The sequence below is a fragment of the Kitasatospora sp. NPDC058492 genome (genome assembly GCF_042720685.1).
Taxonomy (GTDB): Bacteria; Actinomycetota; Actinomycetes; order Streptomycetales; family Streptomycetaceae; genus Kitasatospora.
The window spans coordinates 54,784-75,871 of sequence record NZ_JBHXMU010000048.1 but is presented as its reverse complement, the minus strand read 5'-3'; the positions used below and the strand labels follow the sequence as shown (position 1 = coordinate 75,871).

16 protein-coding genes and 1 pseudogene are annotated in these 21,088 nt (G+C 73.3%); 7 read left to right on the top strand and 10 right to left on the bottom strand.

The genetic code is table 11. The annotated features are described in order from the left end of the window. Positions 1–389: pseudogene (locus ACFWPI_RS27860) on the bottom strand (hypothetical protein); the annotation flags it as partial. 413 nt (positions 390–802) lie between these two features. On the opposite strand from ACFWPI_RS27860, the gene ACFWPI_RS27855 reads away from it, so the two are divergent. Further along, a complete protein-coding gene (locus ACFWPI_RS27855) occupies positions 803–1,579 on the top strand; it encodes a hypothetical protein (protein ID WP_380373748.1) in 777 nt (258 codons plus the stop codon). 216 nt (positions 1,580–1,795) lie between these two features. Further along, positions 1,796–3,325 carry an MFS transporter gene (locus ACFWPI_RS27850; protein WP_380373745.1) on the top strand — a complete coding sequence of 510 codons (1,530 nt, stop codon included), beginning with the start codon at positions 1,796–1,798 and terminating at the stop codon, positions 3,323–3,325. 265 nt (positions 3,326–3,590) lie between these two features. On the opposite strand, the gene ACFWPI_RS27845 is transcribed toward ACFWPI_RS27850, so the two are convergent. The 7 genes from ACFWPI_RS27845 to ACFWPI_RS27815 all read right to left on the bottom strand — a co-directional run bounded on the left by ACFWPI_RS27845 (position 3,591) and on the right by ACFWPI_RS27815 (position 13,666). Next, entirely contained in the window at positions 3,591–5,159 is a 1,569-nt protein-coding gene (locus tag ACFWPI_RS27845) for an alpha/beta fold hydrolase (RefSeq protein ID WP_380373742.1), read from the bottom strand. Positions 5,160–5,324: 165 nt separating this feature from the next. Continuing rightward, positions 5,325–6,047: a ribonuclease H gene (locus ACFWPI_RS27840; RefSeq protein ID WP_380373739.1), complete on the bottom strand. Its 723-nt coding sequence runs from the start codon at positions 6,045–6,047 to the stop codon at positions 5,325–5,327. Positions 6,048–6,089: 42 nt separating this feature from the next. Continuing rightward, positions 6,090–8,315 carry a trehalase family glycosidase gene (locus ACFWPI_RS27835; protein ID WP_380373736.1) on the bottom strand — a complete coding sequence of 742 codons (2,226 nt, stop codon included), beginning with the start codon at positions 8,313–8,315 and terminating at the stop codon, positions 6,090–6,092. Next, entirely contained in the window at positions 8,312–10,420 is a 2,109-nt protein-coding gene (locus tag ACFWPI_RS27830; protein WP_380373733.1) for a beta-galactosidase, read from the bottom strand. The genes ACFWPI_RS27835 and ACFWPI_RS27830 overlap by 4 nt, the downstream gene beginning before the upstream one ends. Positions 10,421–10,428: 8 nt before the next feature. Beyond that, a complete protein-coding gene (locus ACFWPI_RS27825; RefSeq protein WP_380373730.1) occupies positions 10,429–11,319 on the bottom strand; it encodes a carbohydrate ABC transporter permease in 891 nt (296 codons plus the stop codon). Next, on the bottom strand, positions 11,316–12,248 hold the full coding sequence (locus ACFWPI_RS27820) for a sugar ABC transporter permease (protein WP_363376447.1): 933 nt from the start codon (positions 12,246–12,248) through the stop codon (positions 11,316–11,318). The genes ACFWPI_RS27825 and ACFWPI_RS27820 overlap by 4 nt, the downstream gene beginning before the upstream one ends. An 11-nt stretch (positions 12,249–12,259) precedes the next feature. Then, on the bottom strand, positions 12,260–13,666 hold the full coding sequence (locus ACFWPI_RS27815) for an ABC transporter substrate-binding protein (RefSeq protein ID WP_380373727.1): 1,407 nt from the start codon (positions 13,664–13,666) through the stop codon (positions 12,260–12,262). 96 nt (positions 13,667–13,762) lie between these two features. Here ACFWPI_RS27815 and gcvPA point away from each other — a divergent pair, with 96 nt between their 5' ends. From gcvPA to ACFWPI_RS27790, 5 genes are all read left to right on the top strand, one after another. Beyond that, complete coding sequence (gene gcvPA, locus ACFWPI_RS27810) at positions 13,763–15,121, top strand: aminomethyl-transferring glycine dehydrogenase subunit GcvPA (RefSeq protein WP_380373724.1); 1,359 nt, start codon at positions 13,763–13,765, stop codon at positions 15,119–15,121. Next, a complete protein-coding gene (gcvPB, locus tag ACFWPI_RS27805) occupies positions 15,118–16,716 on the top strand; it encodes an aminomethyl-transferring glycine dehydrogenase subunit GcvPB (RefSeq protein ID WP_380373721.1) in 1,599 nt (532 codons plus the stop codon). Before gcvPA ends, gcvPB begins: the two co-directional genes overlap by 4 nt. Positions 16,717–16,799: 83 nt before the next feature. Next, a complete protein-coding gene (locus ACFWPI_RS27800) occupies positions 16,800–17,948 on the top strand; it encodes an ATP-NAD kinase family protein (RefSeq protein ID WP_380373718.1) in 1,149 nt (382 codons plus the stop codon). A gap of 48 nt (positions 17,949–17,996) precedes the next feature. After that, entirely contained in the window at positions 17,997–18,743 is a 747-nt protein-coding gene (locus ACFWPI_RS27795) for an SDR family NAD(P)-dependent oxidoreductase (protein ID WP_380373715.1), read from the top strand. A 49-nt stretch (positions 18,744–18,792) separates the two neighbouring features. Then, entirely contained in the window at positions 18,793–19,446 is a 654-nt protein-coding gene (locus tag ACFWPI_RS27790) for a GntR family transcriptional regulator (protein WP_380373712.1), read from the top strand. A gap of 25 nt (positions 19,447–19,471) precedes the next feature. Here the strand turns inward: ACFWPI_RS27790 and ACFWPI_RS27785 are convergent, their stop codons facing one another. Both ACFWPI_RS27785 and ACFWPI_RS27780 read right to left on the bottom strand, forming a co-directional pair. After that, positions 19,472–20,209: an MgtC/SapB family protein gene (locus ACFWPI_RS27785; RefSeq protein WP_380373709.1), complete on the bottom strand. Its 738-nt coding sequence runs from the start codon at positions 20,207–20,209 to the stop codon at positions 19,472–19,474. A 113-nt stretch (positions 20,210–20,322) separates the two neighbouring features. Then, a complete protein-coding gene (locus ACFWPI_RS27780) occupies positions 20,323–20,982 on the bottom strand; it encodes a ScbR family autoregulator-binding transcription factor (RefSeq protein WP_380373706.1) in 660 nt (219 codons plus the stop codon). Between the last annotated feature and the right edge of the window lie 106 nt (positions 20,983–21,088).

The window sequence follows — 21,088 nt, the reverse complement described above, 5'->3', positions numbered from 1 at the left end:
ACCGCCTCCACCGCCCCCGGAAACGCCAGATCCGGGTAGTACGTCAGATACGCCGCACTCACCCCCTCCAGCGCCGCCTCCCACGTCCCCTCGTCGTGCCAGTCGAACGCCACCGCCCCCGACCGCGACCCCACCCGCACCCCGTACCCCAACCCCGCCAACCGCTCCGCCACCCGCCGACCGGTCTTACCCGTCCCACCCACCACCAGCACCACACCAGCACCGACCGGAAGATCCACAACACCCTGACGAGTCATCACAAGCACCTCATTCGGAGAGACGGAGGAAACTGACGGAACCGACCCCCCGAAGGCGCCGGCGGCGCCCGGGAGGTCCGACGCGATCCGCGGGCCCCTACCGCTCTGCGAGCCCGGTCGGTTCGTCGTCATGGCACCATTCAAATCCACCCCGAGTCGGCGAACCATAGCCACCGCACTCACATCCATGCGCGAGCGTCTACGCCGCCCACCAGCGGCTGTCCGCCCGGGCCGGGCCGCCACGGGGGTGCGGCCCGGCTCCTCCACCACCCCACCACAACACACCGCACCCCCGCCGGAAAGCCCTTTCCAGCACCTCTCGACCCCGGCTCCACCACCCCCGGAAATCGACTTCGCATGGGCTCCGGAAAGGGGCGGGAAGAAAATCACCGATGGTGCGGAAATGCGGGTGGAATTGCGGCGGAACACCGGGGCGGCGACGGCGGCGGGCCCCGGGGGCGCGTCCGGACCGGGTGCAGGCGCCCGCGCCCCGCCCCGGCAGCGGTAGTCTCGCGGCTGCTGTCGACCTGTGGGAGGGCATGTTCATGGCCAAGCTGATAGTCCTGCTCGCCGCGATCTCGGTGGTCTTCTCGATGATCGCGTTCAATGGCGGAAACGCCCCGATCGGCGTGCTGTTCGCCGTCGTGGCGGCGTCCCCGATCCTCTTCATCGCCTACGCCGTGGCGACCAGGAAGCGCGCCGCCACCGGCGCCGCACGGCAGTTGACACCCGGCCAGCGCAAGGGACGGACGATCGCCGCACGGGTGGTCGCGCTGGCGATGGTCGGAGTCCTCGGGTACGGCGTCTACTGGGTGATCTTCGAGCCGAAGGCGAGCGACAAGGCACTCAGCCGGCTCTCCGACCTCGACGCCGGCTGCGCGTCGAACATCGCGCGCAAGTACTTCCCCAAGACCGCCGAGCACACCGGCGCCGGGCCGCACCCGGTCGCGATGTTCACCCTCAGCGAGTCCGGCTCCTCGCACCCCGCCTCCCCCACCGCCGGCTCGCCGGACTACTGGAGCGCGACCCGCCTGGACCCGTACCGCGTCCAGCTGATCGCCTGCCTGGACTCACCCGACGAGGGCGAGTTCCTCACCGACTGCAAGTTCACCTCGGACACCCTCAAGCTCTACCGCGGCAAGTACGAGGTGACCGTGTACGAGGCCAGGACGGGGAAGAAGGTCGGCACCGAGCATCTGCTGGGCAGCGCCAAACCCAGCTGCCCCAGCATGGTCTACCTGAAGAAGGACGTCTCCAAGCTGCACACCGAGCCCGAGTTCGCGGACTACCAGCAGGTACTGCGCAAGTACGTCGAGCAGTAGCCCGGACGCCTTCCACAGCCGGGTCCGTCCGTCACCGTCGCCGCCGCCCGCCGCCCGTCAGGAGGAACGCCTCCCCGGGCGGCGCCTCCGCCCTCGGGGGATGATGACGGAGGGAGCGTCGAAGCTCACCGAGCGTAGCGAAGAGGGCGCCCGCGTTCGATCCTGCGGAAAGCGGGCAGACGGGGCGTCTCGATACGGCGAGCGAAGGAGCCCCGCATGGCCGATCCGGCGAAGTCATCCGCGCGGAACCCGCACGGCGGTACGGCCCCCGGGGCCGAAGCCGGGTCCGGGTCCGCCGGAACCGGGGTCATCGAGACCAACGTGCCGGCCCGGCTGGACCGGCTGCCGTGGTCCCGCTGGCACTGGCGGATCGTGATCGGCCTGGGCACCGTCTGGATCCTGGACGGCCTCGAGGTGACGATCGTCGGCAACATGGCGGCCAGGCTCGCGCAGCCCGGCAGCGGCATCGCCATCTCGACGACGCAGGTGACGACGATCGCGGCCGCCGTGTACGTGGCGGGCGCCTGCGCCGGCGCACTGTTCTTCGGCTGGCTGACCGACCGGCTCGGGCGCAAGAAGCTGTTCATGGTGACGCTCGCCGTCTACCTGGCGGCGACCGCCGTGACCTCGCTGTCCTGGACGGCCTGGTTCTTCTTCCTCTGCCGCTTCTTCACCGGGTTCGGCATCGGCGGCGAGTACGCGGCGATCAACTCGGCGATCGACGAGCTGATCCCGGCCCGGGTGCGCGGCCGGGTCGACCTGATCATCAACGGCAGCTTCTGGATCGGCGCCGCGCTCGGCGCCTTCGCCTCCGTCGCGCTGCTGAACACCGCGCTGTTCGCCACCGACGTGGGCTGGCGGCTCGCCTTCGGGATCGGTGTCGTGCTGGGCCTGGCGATCCTGCTGGTCCGCCGGCACGTCCCGGAGAGCCCGCGCTGGCTGTTCACCCACGGGCGGGCGCCGGAGGCCGAGGAGGTGGTGGCCGAGGCCGAGCGGGTCGTGGAGCGGGAGACCGGCCGACCACTGCCGGCCGTCACCGACCGGCCGATCCTGATCCGCGAGCGCGGCCCGCTCGGCTTCGTCACGATCGCCCGCACCGTGATCCGCCGCTACCCGCGCCGCACGGTGCTCGGCCTCTCGCTCTTCATCGGGCAGGCGTTCCTGTACAACGCCGTGACCTTCGGCTACGCCGTCATCCTGACCCTCTACTTCGACGTGCCGGAGGGCGACACCGGCTACTACTTCGCGGTCATCGCGGTCGGCAACTTCCTCGGCCCGCTGCTGCTGGGCCACCTCTTCGACTCGGTCGGGCGGGTGCCGATGATCGCCGGCACGTACATCGGCTCCGGCGTGCTGCTGTTCGGCACCGCCGCACTGTTCCAGCAGGGCGCGCTGAGCGCGGCCGGCATGACGGCCTGCTGGACGGCCGTGCTGTTCCTGGCCTCGGCGGGGGCGAGTGCGGCCTACCTGACGGTCAGCGAGATCTTCCCGCTGGAGACCAGGGCGATGTGCATCGCCTTCTTCTACGCCGTCGGCACGGCGGTCGGCGGCATCAGCGGCCCGCTGCTCTTCAACGGCCTGGTGAGCAGCGGGAAGGTCTCCGACACCACGCTCGCGTTCTGCATCGGGGCGGCGCTGATGACGGCCGCCGGGCTGGTCGAGGCCGCGATCGGCGTGCGGGCGGAACGGCGCAGCCTGGAGGACCTGGCGGCCCCGCTGAGCGCCGTCGAAGCGGCGGATCGCTAGGACTTCCGCGACGCCCGGCCGGGGTCGTCGCGGCGGCCTCCTCGGCGGACACCGCCGGCCCGGCTCGCCCCGGGCGACGGGCCGATCGGCGCCCTGCGGCACTGGGCCCGGCAGTTCTACCCGCCGGACCACCAGGAACGCCTGTCCGTGCCGGCCGCCCTCACGGTCCGGGCCGAGAACGGCGCCCGCAGCGGGGTCGCCCAGCCCTGAGCGGAGGTACGGACGTACGGCCGGGGCCCGGGTCGGGGCCCGACCGGCCGACCGCTCAGCTCGGGAGCCGACCGCCGAGCAGGAAGGCGGTGAACGGCGCGAGCACCCGGGGGTCGGTGAAGTCCACACCGTGCGCGGTCGTGTCGAAGGTGACCATCGCCGCCCGGTGCCCGAAGGCGCGCCGGGTCTGCCGGGCGCCGTTGTAGGTGGTGTCGGGGTCGTACCGGTTCTGCAGCATCAGGATGTTGCGCGGGCCGTCCGGGTCGGCCCGGACCGGCGGTTCCTTCGGGCCGTAGTGCCAGAAGGCGCACGGCCAGACGTTGCCGCTCATGCCGTTGGTGAGCGGGTAGCGGGCCCGGTCGGCGGCGGTGCGGGCGGCGTAGGCGGCCGGGTCGCGGGGCCAGGCCGAGTCGCCGCAGATCACCGCGAACTGGGCCGCGAGGAAGTTGTCGGGGATGACCTGCGGCAGCGGGTTGCCGCCCGAACCGCCGGTGCCCGCGCCCGTCGGCATCGGAGCCGTAGCCGTAACCGGGGCCTGGGCCTGGGCCTGGGCCTGGGCCTGGGCCTGGGCCGGAGTCGTGTCGCGCTCCTCGGCCAGTTGCAGGACCCGCGCACCGAGGGGGTAGTAGCTCGGCTTGACCAGCGAGGCGTAGACGACGCTGCGCAGGCCGCCGCCGGTGAGCAGCCGGCCGCCCGACAGCGGCAGCGGGTCGCGGTCGACCTCGCCGGCCAGCCGCAGGTAGCTCGCCCGGACCGCCTCGGGGGTGGCGCCGAGGTGCAGGGTGGCGTCCTGGGCGGCGACGAAGCGGGCCAGGGCCGGGAAGGAGTCGGCGAAGCCTTCGCTGAACAGCCTGAACCCCTGCTCCAGTCCGCCCGGCGGCACCGTGCTGTCCAGCACCACGCGGTCGGTGTGCGAGGGGAAGAGGGTGGCGTAGACCTGGCCGAGGTAGGTGCCGTACGAGCTGCCCAGGTAGGAGATCCGGGGCAGGCTCAGGGCGGCCCGGATCCGGTCCAGGTCGCGGGCCGAGTTGGCCGTGGTCACGTCGGCCAGGTAGCCGCCGCTCGTGGCCGCGCAGCCGTCGGCCACCCGCCGGGCCTGGTCGAGGTTGGCGGTGATCGAGCCGTCGGGGCCGGGGAAGGGGTAGTTGAGCTGGGCGTCCCGGTCGGCGGCGGACAGGTCGCAGTGGACCGGGGTGCTGTTGCCCACCCCCCGCTCATCGAAGCCGATCAGGTCGTAGGAGCGCAGGACGTCCGCCGGCAGCAGCTTCGCCATCTCGCCCGGGTAGTCGAGTCCGGAGCCGCCCGGCCCGCCCGGCACCACGGCGAGGGTGCCGCGCCGGTGGGCGGGGTCGGCGGTGCGCAGCCGGGAGACGGTGAGGGTGATCGTGCCGGCGTCCGGGTCACGGTAGTCCCGCGGCACCCGCAGGGTCGCGCACTGCTGGCGCGGGTCGCGGGTGAACGGCACGCCGTTGGCGTTCGGGGTCGGCGCGGGGCAGGGCCCCCAGGAGAACTGGGCCGCCGGGGCCGCGACGGCGGTCGGTGCGAGTGGTGCGGCGAGCAGGAGGGCGGCGGTGAGCAGCGCGCCGCCGGCGCGGGCCGTGGTGCGGCCGGTAGGTCGGGTCATGCGTCCGACGCTAGGACTGCTGAGGTGGCGTCAGCCTCGGCGCGGGGGTGGAGAATTCGCCGGAGTGCTTCTCCACCCGGCTCCACCCGGCTCCACCCGGCTCCACCTCGGGGGTGAGTGCGACCAGGGCGGGCCGGTGTCGGCCCGCCCGGCGTCGGACCGGACCTACGCGTGGGCTCCTGCGCACTCCGGGTGTCCCCAGCTGCTGCCCACCTTGGTGATGGTCTCGCCCTTGGCGTAGGAGCGGGTGCAGGGGCAGGTGCCGGGGAAGCGGGCGGCCAGGGTCCGCGAACCGCCCGAGGAGCGCTTCTTCGCCGTGGACGAGCCGGCCGACGAACCCGCCGACGAGGAGACCGACGAGGAGGCCGGGCGGGCGGCCCGCGCCGGGGTGGTCCGGGCCGGGTCCGGCTCCGGGAGGTCGGCGGCGGTTCCGCCCGCGGCCTGCTGCTGGCGGGCGGCGTCGCTGGCGGCCTTGTCGGCGATGGCGTTCAGCGGGTCGCCGTTCACCTGGTGGGCGGGGACGTACACGAAGGTGACGTCCCGCCCGGTCAGCAGCTCGTCGATGTGCTGGATCAGCTCGCGGTTGGCGACGGGCTTGCCGGCGGCGGTCTTCCAGCCGTTGCGCTTCCAGCCGACCAGCCACTTGGTCACCGCGTCGCGGGTGTACGTGCTGTCGAGCCGGACCTCCAGCGGGACGGCCGGGTCCGTCGACGCCAGCAGCTGCTCCAGCGCCGTCAGCTCGCCCACGTTGTTGGTGCTGTGCCCGAGCGGACCGGCCTGCCAGCGCTGGGGCACCCCGGCGGCGTCCGCCACCACGTAGGCCCAGGCCGCCGGACCGGGGTTGCCCTTGGCTGCTCCGTCACACGCTGCAATGACTCGTTCGACCATGCCCCGATCATGCCAGGACGGGGCAGCTCCGGGCCAAATCGGTCAGGCGCGGAGCAGCAGCAGGAGCAGGGCGGCGGACCAGCTGAAGTTGGTCGAGTTCCGCCCCTCCCCCGTCAGCGGGTCGTAGTTCTCCCGCAGCGGACCGTCGCCGCCGAGCCCGGCGGCCGTGGTCAGGAGTCGGTCCGTCGCCCGGCGGGCGTCCTGGTTCCAGCCGTACCGGCGCAGGCCTTCGATGGCGAAGTAGGTCTGGTCGATCCAGGCCAGCCCGCGCCAGTACCCGGCGGGGTCGAAGGAGGGCGAGCTGCGGGCGACGGTCGGGAACGGCAGCGCGGTGCCGAACTCGGCCGGGTCGAGCAGGAGCCTGCGGACCGCGCGGGCCTGGGCGGGTGAGGCGGTGCCGGACCAGAGCGGGATGGCGCCCTCGATGCCGCGCCCGCGCGCGGTGAGGCGGGCGCCGGTGGCCAGGTCGGTGTCGTGGAACCAGCCCGTGGCGGGGTCGAACATGGTGTCGCGCACGGCCCGGTCGATCGCCTCGGCCCGTCCGCGCAGCCGCTGGGCGGCAGTGCGGTCGCCGAGTTCGGCGGCGATGGCGGCCAGGGCCCGGTGGTCGGCGGCCAGGTAGGCGTTGAGATCGACGGAGCGCTGGGTGAGCGACCAGCCCAGCAGGGCGCCCTGCGCGCTGCGGTTGGCGACGACGGCGGCGCCGAGGGCGGCGTCGAAGCGCGGCGCGTTGTCCATGCCGGACTCCCAGGCCGCCGCCGCCAGGCAGTCCGCCGGGGCGGCGTTGCCCGGGTCGACGGTGGCGCCGTACTCGCACAGGCCTTCGCCGTCGTGGTCCCGGGTGCGGTACCACCAGTCCTGGTAGGCGGTCAGTTTGGGCAGCAGCTCGCGCAGGAACGCCCGGTCGCCGCCGCGTCGGTACACCTCCCAGACGGCCCAGGAGGCCAGCGGGGGCTTGGAGTTGCGCTCGTTCCAGTTGCCGCCGCCGGTGCTCGGGTCGTTGTAGAAGACGCAGTCCGGGATCATCCCGGCGTCCTGCGGGCGGTCGGCGGAGTCGGGGCGGATCTGGTGGTCGAACATCGCCCGGATCTGGTCGGCGGCCAGGTCGGGGGCGAAGACGGCGGTGCCGGCGGCCTGCTTCCAGGTGTCCCAGGCCCAGACCCCGCTGAACCACTTGTACGAGAGCGTGGGCGTGACGGCGTCGTGCCGGATCCGCCCGGCCGGGCTGCGCCAGTTGGTGACCAGGGTCTGCACGCACTTGACGGCCGTCCGGCGGCGCGCGGCGGGGACGCCCTCGGTCGCCCGGGCGACGTACCCGGCCCAGCGGGCGGCGCCCGCCGTGGCGACCCGGTCGGGGGCGCGCAGCGCGGCGTCCGCCTCGGCGACGGCGCGGGCGTGCTCGGCGTCGGTGAAGGTGTAGCTCTCGGCCCAGTCCAGGGTGCGGGCCGCGCCCGGGGCCAGCCGGACGGCCCCGGCCAGTTCGGTGCGGTGGCCGTCGCCGCTGACGGTGGTGCGCACCGGCGCCGCGTGGCGGACTTCGAAGCGCTCGGTGCCGTCGGTGAGGTAGTCCCAGGTCTGCCGTACCCGGGCGAACCGGACGGCGATGCCGCGCTCGGCGGCGACCAGGGCGGGGGCGTCGTGCTGGGGGCCGGCGGCCGGGCGCAGCAGTGCCCCGGTCCAGGCGACCTGGAGGTTCCGCTCGGCCGGGCCGCCGTTGGCCAGCCGGGCCCTGACCAGGGCGGTGCGGTTGCCGGCGAAGCGCAGTTCCAGGGTGAGCGCCAGGCGGCCGCCGAGGTCGTAGGACTGGCGCAGCAGTCCGGGCAGCGAGGTGAGCCGGGGGGCGCCGCCGGCGGCGAGGTCCAGGACCTTTCCCTGCTCGGTCAGTTGGAGGCGGTTGAGGCCGTCGCTGAGCCACCACGGGTATTCCTGGGCGAGGTGGAGCGGGCCGGTGAAGCCGCCGAGCGGGTCCTGCGGGCGCGGCAGGGCGTAGGCGTGCCAGGCGCCGAGGTCGGCGAAGACGTTGATCGGGTTGTTGCCGGTGGCGTCGCCGGGGTAGGCCTGCGCGGGGGTGCCGTGCAGGTCGAGGACGTCGGCGTAGCGGTCGGAGAGGGCGGACGGATCGGTCAGGTCGGACGGGTTGGACAGGTCCGACGGGTCGGCCTGGCGGTCGTCGGCGTGGGCGGCCGGTGTGACGCCGCCGACCACGGCGAGGGCGGTGCCGGTGGCGGCGGTGGCGGCCAGGAGTCGGCGGCGGGACAACGGCGTCATGTGCGCTCCTCGGCGGGCGTGGACGGGGGCGTGGACTGAGACGGAGGTGGGGAGGCCGGGTCGGGGCCGGCCGCGGGGACGCGGACGACGGCGGCGCCGAGCGGCGCGAGGGTGAGGCCCCGGCCGGTGTCGGCCCCGGTGAGCAGGTCGGTGCCGGGCCGGTCCAGCGCCACCCGGCATGCGGCGGGGCCGTGGTTGAGCAGGAACAGGTAGTCGGTGCCGTCGGCGGCGCGGCGGCGGGTGGCCTCGACGCCGGCCGGCAGGCCGGGCAGTTCGGCGCCCACCCCGGCTTCGGCGAGCGGCAGGTCGAGCACCCGGCCGACGTCCGCGCCGAGGTGGCAGCCGAGGTACCAGGCGCTGCCGGTGCCGTGGCGGTGCCGGGTGACGGCGGGCAGGCCGGCCAGCTCGCCGGAGGCGTAGCGGGCGACGGTCTCGGCGCCCTCGGTGTCGATCCATTCGCTCCAGTGCTCGGCCCGCAGCTCCGGCCCGCCGTCGTCGAGCCGGACGGTGGTGGCGGCACCGTCGGGGATCGGCCAGTGCTCGTCCACGACGAGGCCGAACAGCGGCCGCAGCGGCCCGGGGTGGCCGCCGGGGTGGAGGTGGTCGTGCCGGTCGCTGATGCCGCTGAACGGGCCGCAGACCAGGTGGCCGCCCGCTTGGACGAAGGCGGTGAGCCGGTCGGCGGTGGCGGTGTCGAGCAGGTACAGGTTGGGGGCGAGCAGCAGCCGGTAGCCGTCGAGGTCGCCGGTGGGCGGGACGAAGTCGACGGTCACGCCGCGGTCGTGGAGGGCCGCGTACCAGGGCCGGAGCAGGTCGAGCCAGCGCATCCGCGCGGAGGGGTGGTCGTCCAGCTCCAGTGCCCACCAGCTGTCCCAGTCGAGCAGGACGGCCGCCCGCCCGCGGATCCGGCTGCCCGCGATCTCGCCGAGCCGGCGCAGCTCGGCCCCGAACCGGACGGTCTCCCGCCAGCCGCGCGAGGAGGTGCCGCGGTGCGGGAGCATCGCGCTGTGGAACTTCTCGGCCCCGGCGACGGAGGCCCGCCACTGGAAGTGCAGTACGCCGTCCGCGCCCCGGGCCAGCGCCTGGAGCGACCAGAGCCGGTACAGGCCGGGCCGTTTGGGCAGGTTGACGGGCCGCCAGCTGACGGCCGAGGGGGCCTGTTCCATCAGCAGCCACGGCTTGCCGCCCTTGAGGGAGCGCATCAGGTCGTAGTTCATGGCCGCGTTGACGTGTGTGCGGGGGTCGGCCGGGTCGGGGTAGGCGTCGTCGGAGACGAGGTCCTCGTGGCGGCTCCACTCCCAGTAGTCCAGCGACTTGAGCATCGACATGAAGTTGGTGGTGACCGGCACGCCCGGTGAGACCTCGTCGAGGACGGCCTTCTCGGTGCGGTGCAGGGCCAGCAGCGCGTCGGAGCAGAACCGGCGCCAGTCCAGCAGTTGGGTCGGGTTGACCGGCCCCGGCGCGGCGCGCGGCGGTTCGATCTCGTCGAACGAGCCGTAGCGCTGCGACCAGAACGCCGTCCCCCAGGAGCGGTTGAGTTCGTCGACGTCGCCGTGCCGCTCGCGCAGCCAGCGCCGGAAGTCGGTGGCGGACGCGGGGCAGAAGCACTCCTGGACGTGGTCGCCGTACTCGTTGTGGATGTGCCACAGGGCGAGTGCGGGGTGGTCGTGGTAGCGCTCGGCGAGGGCCCGGGTGAGCCGGGCGGCGGCGGCCCGGTAGACGGCGGAGGAGGGGCAGTAGTGCTGGCGCGAGCCGAACTCCAGCCGGACGCCGTCGGCGGTGACGGGCAGCAGCTCGGGGTGGGCGCGGACCAGCCAGGCGGGCGGCGAGGCGGTGGCGGTGGCCAGGTCTACGGCGATGCCGTGGCCGTGGACGAGGTCGAGCAGGCGGTCCAGCCAGCCGAAGTCCCAGCTCTCGGCGGCGGGTTGGAGCCGGGCCCAGGAGAAGACCCCGACGGTGACCAGGTTGACGCCGGCCTCGGCCATCAGCTTCACGTCCTCGGCCCACACCTCCTCGGACCACTGCTCGGGGTTCCAGTCCCCGCCGTAGAGGAGGCCGGGGACGCGGGTGAGTGCGCCTGCGCGGGAAGGTGTGCGGGGGGTCATGCGGGGGGTCATCCTTTCAGCGCTCCGCCGAGCAGGCCGGCCACGAACTGCCGCTGGAAGACCAGGAAGAGCAGCACCAGCGGGAGGGTGGCCAGCAGGGAGCCGAGCATGAGGCCGGAGTAGTCGACGTGGGTCAGCCCGGTCAGCGTGTTGAGCGCCACCGGCACGGTGTACTTGTCCTCGGTGTTGAGCATCAGCAGCGGCCAGATGAAGCTGTTCCACTGGCCCATGAAGGTGAAGATCACGAGTGCGCCCAGCTGCGGCCGCACGCACGGCAGGACGACCTGGTAGAAGGTGCGCAGTTCGCCGGAGCCGTCGATGCGCGCCGACTCCAGGAGTTCGTCGGGAAAGTCCAGGAAGCCCTGGCGCATCAGCAGGATGCCGAAGGAGTTGGCCAGGAAGGGCAGGATGACCGCCTGGTAGCTGTCGATCCAGCCGACGCTGGCCATCATCTGGAACAGCGGGACGAGCAGCACCTGGAGCGGGATCATCATGGTCGCGAGCACCAGCCCGAGCAGCAGCCCGCGGCCCCGGAACCGGTACTTGGCCAGCCCGTAGCCGCACATGGCCGACAGCAGGGAGCTCAGCGCGGTGTAGACGACGGCGACGCCGAGGCTGTTGAGCAGCACCCGGCCGAAGCCGATGCTCTGCTGGAGGTGCGCCAGGTTGCGCAGCAGTTCCCCGCCGGGCAGGAACGGCGGCGGGGAGTGGAAGAGTTCGGAGCTGCTGTGGGTGCTGGCGATCAGCATCCAGGCGAACGGCACCAGGCTGACGACGGCGCCGAGGGCGAGCACGGCCAGGACGGCGCCGCGGCCGAGCCGGGCGGTCAGCGGGCGGGCCGCCGGTGGGCGGACGGCCGCCGGCCGGGCGGGCCGGGGGCGGGCGGAGGTGGTGCTCATCGGCGGCGTTCCCTTCCGTAGAACCGGAACTGGAGGAGGGAGACGGCCGCGATGACCAGCACCACGACCCAGGCGATCGCGGCCGCGTACCCGAAGTCGAGCTGCTGGAAGCCGACCTTGTACAGGTAGACCACCGGGGTGAGGGTCGCGTCGCCGGGGCCGCCGCGCGTCAGCACGTAGTTCTCGTCGAAGAGTTGGAGCGTGCCGATGGTGGAGGTGATGACGCAGAACAGCACCACCGGCCGCAGCTGCGGCAGGATCACGCTGGTGTAGGTGCGCAGCGTGCCCGCGCCGTCGAGGGCGGCGGCCTCGTACTGGTCCCGGCCGATGGCGTGCAGGCCGGCGAGCAGGATGACGGCGTTGTAGCCGGTCCAGCGCCAGGTGACCGAGCCGATCAGGGAGATCCGGGCCCAGGTGGGCGAGTTGAGCCAGTCGACGGGGCCTGCGCCCAGGGCGTGCAGGAGCTGGTTGGCCAGGCCGCCGTCGGTGCGCAGCAGCACCTGGAAGACGACGGCGTAGGCGACCAGCGTGGTGACGGCGGGCAGGAAGAAGACGGCCCGCCAGCCGGCCCGGAAGCGCAGCCAGGACTGGTTCAGCAGGACGGCCAGCACCAGCGCCAGCCCGATCATCACGGGCACCTGGACGGCCAGGATCATCCCGGTGTTGACCAGGGAGTGCAGGAAGGCCGGGTCGTCCAGCATGCGCCGGTACTGGTCCAGGCCGACCCAGACGGTGGCGCCGTCCCGGCGGGCGGTGAAGCTCTGGTAGAGGCTGGCGCCGAGCGGATAGGCGAAGAAGAGGATGAAGAGCACGGCCGTGGGCCCGGCGAAGAGCCAGGCCGCGGAGCGTGGCAGCCGTCGTCGCCGGGTGGGCGTGGTGCGCGCGGGCGCGGCGGCCATCCGGGGGGCGGGGGCCTGGAGACTGGTCATGGCGCGTGTCCCTACGGGGCCGGCTGGCGACTGGTCGCGGTGGCGATCTGGCGGGCGGCGGAGCGCAGCACGGTGCCGGGGTCGGCTCCGTTGTGCAGCACCTGGTTGACGGCGGTGTTGACGATGTCGCCGGCCTTGGAGTCGTCGGCGGTGGTCTCGACGGTGGGGATGGACCGGGCGAGGTCGGCGAAGAGCCGCATGGCGGGCTGGTTCGCGTAGTACGGGTCCGGCTGCTGGAAGTACGGGTCGTCCAGAGCCGGGAGGTAGGCGGGGAAGAGGCCTTCGTGCTCCATCATCGAGGCCTGGTTGGCCCGGTCGGCGAGCAGGAAGGAGAGGAACTCCCAGGCGAGTTCGGGGTTCTTGCTCTGTGCGGTGACGGAGAGGGTGGAGCCGCCGCTGTTGGAGGTGCGGCAGCCGCCGGGGTCGAACGCGGGCAGGGGGACGACGCCGAACCTGCCGTTCAGGTCGGCCATGTCCCCGGTGAGGGTGCCGTCCCACCAGGCGGCGGTGGGGGTGGTGGCGGCCTTGCCGTCGTGGGTGCCGGAGACCAGGCCGTCCCAGCCGTTCTCGAAGTCGACCAGGCCCCGGTCGACGAGCTGCTTCATCAGGGTGAGCGCCCGTTCGGCGGCGGGTGAGGCGACGGCGACCTTGCCGTCGACGAACCAGCCCTGGCCCTGTTGTTGGAGCAGCAGGGCGAACATGCTGTCCTGCTTGGCGTCCAGGATGAGCAGTTTCTTGCCGGTGCGGTCCTTGAGGGTGGTGCCGGCGGCGAGGTAGTCGTCCCAGGTGGTGAGGGTGGCGGGGTCGATTCCGGCCTGCTGGAAGTGGTCGCGGCGGTAGAAGAGGGCGCACGGGCCGCTGTCCCAGGGCAGGGCGAGGACGCGGCCGCCCGCGTCGGTGACGGTGCGCCAGACGGACGGCGCGAAGTCCTTCGCGAGGCCGCCGGCCCGGCTGGTCAGGTCCACCAGCGCGTGGGGGAAGTTGCCGATGTAGGTGGGCATTCGGTGGCCCTCGACGGTCAGTACGTCGGGGAGTCCGCTGCCGGCTCCGAGTCCGACGGTGATCTTGTCGTAGGCGTTGTCGTAGCCGATGTCGACGACGTCGACGGTGGTGCCGGGGTGGGCCTGTTCGAAGGCCTTGCCGAGCCGTTGCATGGCCTTGGCGGCGACGTCCCAGGACCAGATGGTGATCTTCCCGGCGGCCTTGCCGCCCGAACTCGCGTCCAGCCGTTTGGCGTCGGGGGCGCCGGCGCCGCCGGTGGCGCAGCCCGTCGCCCCGGTCAGCAGCAGCGCGCCGCCCGCGAGCCCGGCGCCGAGGACCCGGCGCCGGGTGGGGCCCGGTCCGGATCCGGCCCGGTTGCCCGCCGGAGCGTCAAGGTGTCTGTGCCGGGTGCCGGTTGAGTTCTTTCCTCCCGACATCTTGCCTCCTGAAGAGTGAATGCCGAATGCTGTATACAGAACTCAGCACACACAGTGCCGTCAAGGCTTGTGACCGAAATCGCGGAAGGTGCCAGGATGACCGCACGCGCCCCCCGGACCCACCCGTACATCCCCAACGCCGCCCCCGACGTGAAGAAGGCCATGCTGGCGGCGATCGGCGCGCACAGCGTCGAGGAGTTCTACGCCGACATCCCCGCCGAGCTCCGCCTGGACCGCCCGCTGCGACTGCCCGAGCCACTCGACTCCGAGGCACAACTGGTCGCCCACATGGAGGAGTTGCTCGCCCGCAACACCGCCGTCCCGCCCGGCCGCAGCTTCCTCGGCGCCGGCTGCTACCGCCACCACGTGCCCGCCGTGGTCGACGAGGTCGTCAACCGCAGCGAGTTCCTCACCGCCTACGCCGGCGAGCCGTACGAGGACCACGGCCGCTTCCAGGCCCTGTGGGAGTACCAGTCGCTGATGGCCGAACTACTGGCCGTCGACGTCGTCAACGTGCCGACCTACGACGGCTTCCAGGCCGCCGCCACCGCACTGCGGATGGCCGGCCGGGCCACCGGGCGCCGCCGCCTCCTCCTGGTCGGCGACCTCGACCCGGACAAGCTCTCCCGGATCCGCGACTACGTGCGCGGCGTCCACGACCTCGTGCTCGTCCCGGCCGAACCCGGGGCCGTCCGCGCCGCCCTCGCCGCCGGCGACACCGCCGCCGTCTTCGCCGAACTGACCGACCACTGCGGCCGCATCGACCCCGAACTGCCGCAGTACGTCGAACTCGCCCACCAGGCAGGCGCGCTGGCCGTCGTCGGCGCCAACCCGCTGAGCCTCGGCGTGCTCGCCCCGCCCGCCTCCTTCGGCGCCGACCTCACCTGCGGCGACCTCCAGCCGCTCGGCATCCACCCCAGCTTCGGCGGCGGCAACGCGGGCTTCATCGCCAGCGCCGACGACGAACGCCTGGTGGCCGAGTACCCGAGCCGCCTCTTCGGCCTCACCCCCACCGACGTGCCGGGCGAGTACGGCTTCGGCGACGTCGCCTACGAGCGGACCTCCTTCGCCGTGCGCGAGGAGGGCAAGGAGTGGGTCGGCACCGCCGCCGCCCTGCACGGCATCGCCGCCGGGGTCTACCTCTCGCTGATGGGGCCGCACGGCATGCGCGAGATCGGCGAGACCATCCTCGCCAACACCGCCTACGCCCGCCGGCGCCTCGCCCAGGCCCCCGGCGTGGAACTCGCCGACCCCGAGGCCGTCCACTTCGCCGACTTCACCCTCCGCTACACCGGCGGGCGCACCGCCGCCGAGGTCGCCGCCGCACTGCTCGCCCGCGGCCTGCACGCCGGCACCCCGGCCGGGGAACACGAGGGCCGCTACTGCGTCACCGAGCTCCACACCCAGGCCGACATCGACCGCCTCGCCACCGCCCTTGAGGAGATCGTCAAGTGACGGACCGTCAGACCAGCGGCGGGACCGACCCGCGGATCGCCCCCAAGCCCGCCCTGCGCCGCTTCCACCAGGCCCGCTGGGACGAGAAACTGATCTTCGAACTGGGCGCGCCCGGCGAACGCGGCATCCTGCCACCGACCCCCGGCCCCGGCGTCACCGCCGCCGTCGGCAGCCCCGCCGACCGCCTGCCCGCCGCGCTGCGCCGCGCCACCCCGGCCGCGCTGCCCGAACTCGGCCAGCAGCAGGTGCTCCGCCACTACCTGCGGCTCTCCCAGGAGAACCTCGGCGCCGACCTCAACGTCGACGTCGGCCAGGGCACCTGCACCATGAAGTACAGCCCCAAGGTCAACGACGCCTTCGTCCGCGACCCGCGCATCGCCGCCCTGCACCCGGCCCAGGACTCCTCGACCGTCCAAGGGGTGCTCGAACTCGTCCACCGGCTGGAGCAGTTGCTCAAAGAGGTCTCCGGCATGGACCGGGTCTCACTGCAACCCGGCGCCGGCTCCGCCGCGATCTGGACCAACGTCTCCGTCATCCGCGCCCACTTCGCCGCCCGCGGCGAGCTGGAACAGCGCGACGAGGTCATCACCACCGCCTTCTCGCACCCCTCCAACGCCGCCTGCGCCAAGACCGCCGGCTTCAAGGTGATCACCCTGCACCCGGACGCGGACGGCTACCCCGACATCGAGGCGCTGCGCGCCGCCGTCGGCCCGCGCACCGCCGCGCTGCTCATCACCAACCCCGAGGACACCGGGATCTACAACCCCCGGATCGCCGAGTTCGTCCGCATCGTGCACGCGGCCGGCGGCCTGTGCGCCTACGACCAGGCCAACGCCAACGGCGTCCTCGGCATCACCCGGGCCCGCGAGGCCGGCTTCGACCTGTGCCACTTCAACCTGCACAAGACCTTCTCCACCCCGCACGCCTGCGGCGGCCCCGCCGCCGGCGCCTGCGGCGTCACCGCCGAGCTCGCGCCCCACCTGCCCAGCCCCACCGTCGAGTTCGACGGCGAGCGGTACATCCTGGACCACGACCGGCCGGAGTCCATCGGCAAGATCCGCCCCTACCTGGGCGTCGTCCCGAACCTGGTCCGCGCCTACGCCTGGATCATGTCGATGGGCGCCGCGGGGCTGCGCGAGGTGGCCGAGACCGCCGTGCTCAACAACAACTACCTGATGCACCAGGTCCAGCGGATCCGCGGCGTCTCCGTGCCCTACGCCAAGGGGCGGCCGCGCGTCGAGCAGGTCCGCTACAGCTGGCAGCAGCTCAACGAGGACACCGGCCTGCACAGCGAGGACCTCGGGTACCGCGCCGCCGACTTCGGCACCCACTACTGGACCAGCCACCACCCGTACGTCGTCCCCGAGCCGATGACGCTGGAGCCGACCGAGTCCTACTCCCGCGCCGACCTCGACGAGTACGCCGCGATCCTCGCCGAGGTCGCCCGCGAGGCCTACGAGGACCCGGAGACCGTCCGTACGGCCCCGCACAACTCCACCGTGCACCGCATCCGGCACGAGCCGCTGGACGACCCGGCGGTCTGGGCCGTCAGCTGGCGCGCCTACCGCCGCAAGGTCCTCGGCGAGCAGCCGTGACGACGGGCCCCGGGGCCGGTCGCCCAACTTCCGCCGCCCGCCCGGCAGGTGGGAAACCGACGACCGGCCCCGCCGTCGGGCTCGTGGTCAACCCGGTCGCCGGACTCGGCGGCCGGGTCGGCCTCAAGGGCAGCGACGGCGCCGAGGTCCAGCAGCGGGCCCGCGCCCTCGGCGCCCGGCCGGCCGCGAGCTCCCGTACAGAACTGATGCTCCGTCAGTTCAGCTTGCTCGCACCGCACTCGACCTTGCTCACGGCGGCCGGGCCGATGGGTGCGGACGCGGCGCGGGCGGCCGGCCTCGACCCGACGGTGGTCCACCGGCCCGCCGGCCCGGACACCACGGCGGCGGACACCCGCGCGGCCGTCCGCGCCCTCGTCGCGGCCGGCGCCGGCCTGCTGCTGTTCTGCGGCGGCGACGGCACGGCCCGCGACGTCCTCGACGCGCTCGGCACGCTCGACGCACTCGGCACGCTCGGCACGCTCGGTCCGGAGCCAGGACCGCCCGTCCTCGGCATCCCGGCCGGCGTCAAGATGCACTCCGCCGTCTTCGCCGTCCACCCCCGCGCCGCCGCCGAGGTGGCCGCCGCCTGGGCGGGCGGCGGCGTCCGGCTGGCGTCCGCCGAGGTCGTGGACCGCGACGAGGCGGCGCTACGCGAGGGCCGGGTGTCCGCCCGCCTGCACGGGTGGCTGACCGTCCCGGTCCTGCCCTCCCGGGTCCAGCAGCGCAAGACCGGCAGCTCCACCGCCGACTCCGAGGCGCTGGGCGGCATCGCCGCCGAGGTCGCCGAACGCGTCGGCCCCGGCGAGCTGCTCGCCCTCGGCCCGGGCGGCACGACGCACGCCGTCGCCACGGCACTCGGCGCGGCGGACGCCTGCCTGACCGGCGTCGACGTGCTCCGCCTCCAACCCGGCGGCGCCGCCCGCGTCGTGATCCGCGACGCCCGGGCCGACCAACTGCTGGCCCTGCCCGCCGCCCCGTGGATCGCGCTCTCGCCGATCGGCGGCCAGGGCTTCCTGCTCGGCCGCGGCAATCAGCAGTTCACCCCCGAACTGCTGCACGCCGCCGGCCGCGAGCGGCTGCTCGTCCTCGCCACCGAGGCGAAGCTCGCCGCCCTCGCGGGCCGCCCGCTGCTGCTGGACACCGGCGACCCGGAGCTGGACGACGCGTTGTCCGGGCACGTCCGGGTGATCACCGGCCGCCACACCAGCGCCGTCTACCGCCTGACCGCCTGACCGGCCCGACCTCCCCAACCAGCCTGACCCCCTGAAGAGGAGCCCTCAGTGATCGACCTCCACGGCAAGCGCACCATCGTCACCGGCGCCGCCTCCGGCATCGGCCGGGCCACCGCCGCGCTGCTGGCCGAACTCGGCGCGGCCGTCGTCCTCGCCGACCTCGACGCCGACCGCGGCGAGCAGGCCGCCAAGGAAACCGGCGGCACCTTCGTCCGCTGCGACGTCTCTCAGCGCGCCGACTGCGAACGGGCCGTGCGCACCGCCGTCGACCTGCACGGTGGCGTCGACGTGCTGTTCAACAACGCCGGGATCATCCGCCGGTCCACCGTCTGCGACATCGCCGACGACGACTGGGACCAGGTGATGGCCGTCAACGTCCGCTCCGTCATGCTGCTCAGCGGGCTGGTCGTGCCGCTGATGGCTGCGAACGGCGGCGGCAGCATCATCAACACCGGCTCCGGCTGGGGCATCCGGGGCGGCGGCCGGGCCGTCTCCTACTGCGCCTCCAAGGGCGCCGTCGTCAACATGACCCGGGCCATGGCCATCGACCACGGCCCCGACAACATCCGCGTCAACTGCGTGTGCCCCGGTGACACCAACACCGGTATGCTCGCCGAGGAGGCCCGCCAGCTCGGCGAGAGCCCGGACGCCTTCTACGCCGACGCCGCCGACCGACCGCTCGGCCGCATCGGCCAGCCTCGGGACATCGCCCAGACGGTCGCCTTCCTCGCCAGTGACGCCTCCACGTTCGTCAGCGGCGCGATCATCGCCGTGGACGGCGCCGGGACCGCCTGACCAGTCGCCCGGCCGGTACGCTACGGACCGAGGAAGAAGGGAAAGCCCGATGGCGATCGAGCGGCGTCCGCTGCGCGAACAGGTGAAGGACGAACTCCTGGAGCGGCTGAGCCACGGCCGGTTCACCCCCGGCGAGTCGATCAACGAGGTCCACCTCGCGGAGGAACTGGGCGTCAGCCGCACCCCGTTGCGCGAGGCGCTGATCAGTCTGGAGCGCGAAGGCATCATCACCAGCGAGCGCGGCAAGGGCTTTCGCTTCGCACCCACCGGCCGACAGGAGTTCCTCGACCTCACGGCCATCCTGATCGCCCTGGAGTCGCTGGCGCTGCGGACCTCCGACCGCGCGCACCTCTCGGCCATCGCGCCCCGGCTGCTGGCGGAGGCCCGCGCCTTCTCCGCGCCCCAGGCCCCGCACGGCACCATAGAGCGCTACGACGACGCCTGGCACGCGCTGTTGCTCTCCGGCTGCTCCAACGCCCGGCTGCGCGAGCTGATCGACTCGCTCAAACTCACCCTCCACCGCTACGAGCGGGTGGTCGTCGGCGACCACGAGATCCTCGAACGCGCCGCCGAGGAGCACGAGCGGATCGCCCAGTGCCTCCTCGACGACGACATGGAGCAGGCCGTCGCCGCCCTGGAGGCGAACTGGACCAGCGGCATGGAACGGATCATGGAGCGCCTGCCGGCCCTCGGCGCCCGCTGACGCGCTCTCCCCCGCGGCCGGGACGTCACTCCTCGTCGGACCGGCCGCGGACGCAGGTCAGCACTCCCGCCACGGCCGCGAGCTGCGCGGTGAGCCCGCCGGCGTCGCCCTGCCCCTGCACCGACAGGGCGACCTCGACGGGCTTCTCGGAGACCTCGCCGGGGAGTTCCCCGTCCGTGCCGGACAGCGTGCGCAGCTCGAAGACGGCGAAGCCGGCCCGGGTGCACTGGTCCAGCACGTCCCGCAGCACCCCCCTGCCGGGACGGTAGACGATGCGGTACGAGACCGCGGGCCGGTGCAGCGCGGGCAGGCGGTTGAGCAACGGCCTGATCGCGTAGGACGCGAGGAAGTACGCCGCGACGGTCAGCGCCGCGAGCAGCGGCAGGCCCGCGGCCGCGGCGGAGCCCACCGCCGCGGTGAGCCAGATGGTGGCCGCCGTCGTCAGCCCCTGCACCCAGCCCCGGTGCACGAAGATCACCCCGGCGCCGATGAAACCCAGCCCCGACACGATCTGCGCGGCCATCCGCGACGGGTCCAGCTCGACGGTGCCCGCGCGCATCACGTCGGCGAAACCGTACTTGCTCACCAGGGTGAACAGCGCCGCGCCGCTGCCCACCGTCGTGTACGTCCGCAGGCCCGCGGACTTCTGGCGGATCTGCCGCTCGACCCCGATCAGGCCGGAGAGCAGGAAGGCGAACAGGAACTCCAGTACCTGGACCGACCCCTGACCGGACGGCCCGGCCGCCCATTGAACCGCTGCCATAGCCCTGACGCCTCTTCTCCGCCGCACCGCCGGCCCCGGACGTGGTGATTCATGCTAGGGCCCGGTGCGCAGCGGCGCGGCCTCCTCCCGGAAGGCGGGGGGTCGATTCCGCGTCAATTCCCGCCGGTTTCCCACCCGTCGGCGCGCGCGGACGGCCTGGGCCGGACCGAGGCGAGCAGGGCGGCCGGGTCGGGGTTCTTCTGGAGCCCCGGCAGCAGCAGTTCCCACAGGTCGCACAGGCGCTCCTCGATGGTGCGCCGTCCGTCGATCGCGTCGGAGACGGTGTGCAGCCCGAAGAAGGCGCAGATCACGCCGTGGGCCGTGGTCGACGGGTTGACCCGGGCGGCGAGCTCGCCCTCGCTGCCCGCCCGTTCGAGCAGGACCCGGACGGTGTCGATCCACCCCACGAACGGCACCGGGAGGTCGGCGTCGATGGCCGCGCGCTCGGACCAGAGCCGGGCGCCGGCCCTGACCACGACGTCGTCGCGGAAGGCCCGCGCCACCGCGAAGCTCAGCCGGACGAGTTGCTCCAGCGCCGGCACCGGAGTGCGGGTGTGGCGCGCGACGAGCTCCGGCCAGGTGGCGAAGTGCGCTTCGATCACGGCGCGGGCCAGGTTCTCCTTGCTGGTGTAGTGGAAGTAGATGGCCCCGCTCGTCCTGCCGGAGGCCGCGCTGATGTCGCTGATGCTGGTGCCCGCGTACCCGCGTTCGTCGAACAATCGCGCAGCTGATTCGAGGACTGACCTCCGTGTCGTCTCCGCCCGATTCTGCACGCGCCTCTGCCTTTTCAAGATCACCCCGGCTTTTCGCACGCACTGTAGTGATCCGCGGGCCGGAGCGCCAACTGACGACATGCGAAACCAAGGAGATTGATATTTT

Excerpts from the sequence above, each read along its gene's own strand:
- ACFWPI_RS27845 (WP_380373742.1), bottom strand. The coding sequence starts at position 5,159 with ATGACCCGACCTACCGGCCGCACCACGGCCCGCGCCGGCGGCGCGCTG.
- ACFWPI_RS27790 (WP_380373712.1), top strand. The coding sequence starts at position 18,793 with ATGGCGATCGAGCGGCGTCCGCTGCGCGAACAGGTGAAGGACGAACTC.
- ACFWPI_RS27815 (WP_380373727.1), bottom strand. The coding sequence starts at position 13,666 with ATGTCGGGAGGAAAGAACTCAACCGGCACCCGGCACAGACACCTTGAC.
- ACFWPI_RS27840 (WP_380373739.1), bottom strand. The coding sequence starts at position 6,047 with ATGGTCGAACGAGTCATTGCAGCGTGTGACGGAGCAGCCAAGGGCAAC.
- ACFWPI_RS27850 (WP_380373745.1), top strand. The coding sequence starts at position 1,796 with ATGGCCGATCCGGCGAAGTCATCCGCGCGGAACCCGCACGGCGGTACG.
- ACFWPI_RS27855 (WP_380373748.1), top strand. The coding sequence starts at position 803 with ATGGCCAAGCTGATAGTCCTGCTCGCCGCGATCTCGGTGGTCTTCTCG.
- ACFWPI_RS27825 (WP_380373730.1), bottom strand. The coding sequence starts at position 11,319 with ATGAGCACCACCTCCGCCCGCCCCCGGCCCGCCCGGCCGGCGGCCGTC.
- ACFWPI_RS27835 (WP_380373736.1), bottom strand. The coding sequence starts at position 8,315 with ATGACGCCGTTGTCCCGCCGCCGACTCCTGGCCGCCACCGCCGCCACC.
- ACFWPI_RS27830 (WP_380373733.1), bottom strand. The coding sequence starts at position 10,420 with ATGACCCCCCGCACACCTTCCCGCGCAGGCGCACTCACCCGCGTCCCC.
- ACFWPI_RS27820 (WP_363376447.1), bottom strand. The coding sequence starts at position 12,248 with ATGACCAGTCTCCAGGCCCCCGCCCCCCGGATGGCCGCCGCGCCCGCG.
- ACFWPI_RS27785 (WP_380373709.1), bottom strand. The coding sequence starts at position 20,209 with ATGGCAGCGGTTCAATGGGCGGCCGGGCCGTCCGGTCAGGGGTCGGTC.
- gcvPA (WP_380373724.1), top strand. The coding sequence starts at position 13,763 with ATGACCGCACGCGCCCCCCGGACCCACCCGTACATCCCCAACGCCGCC.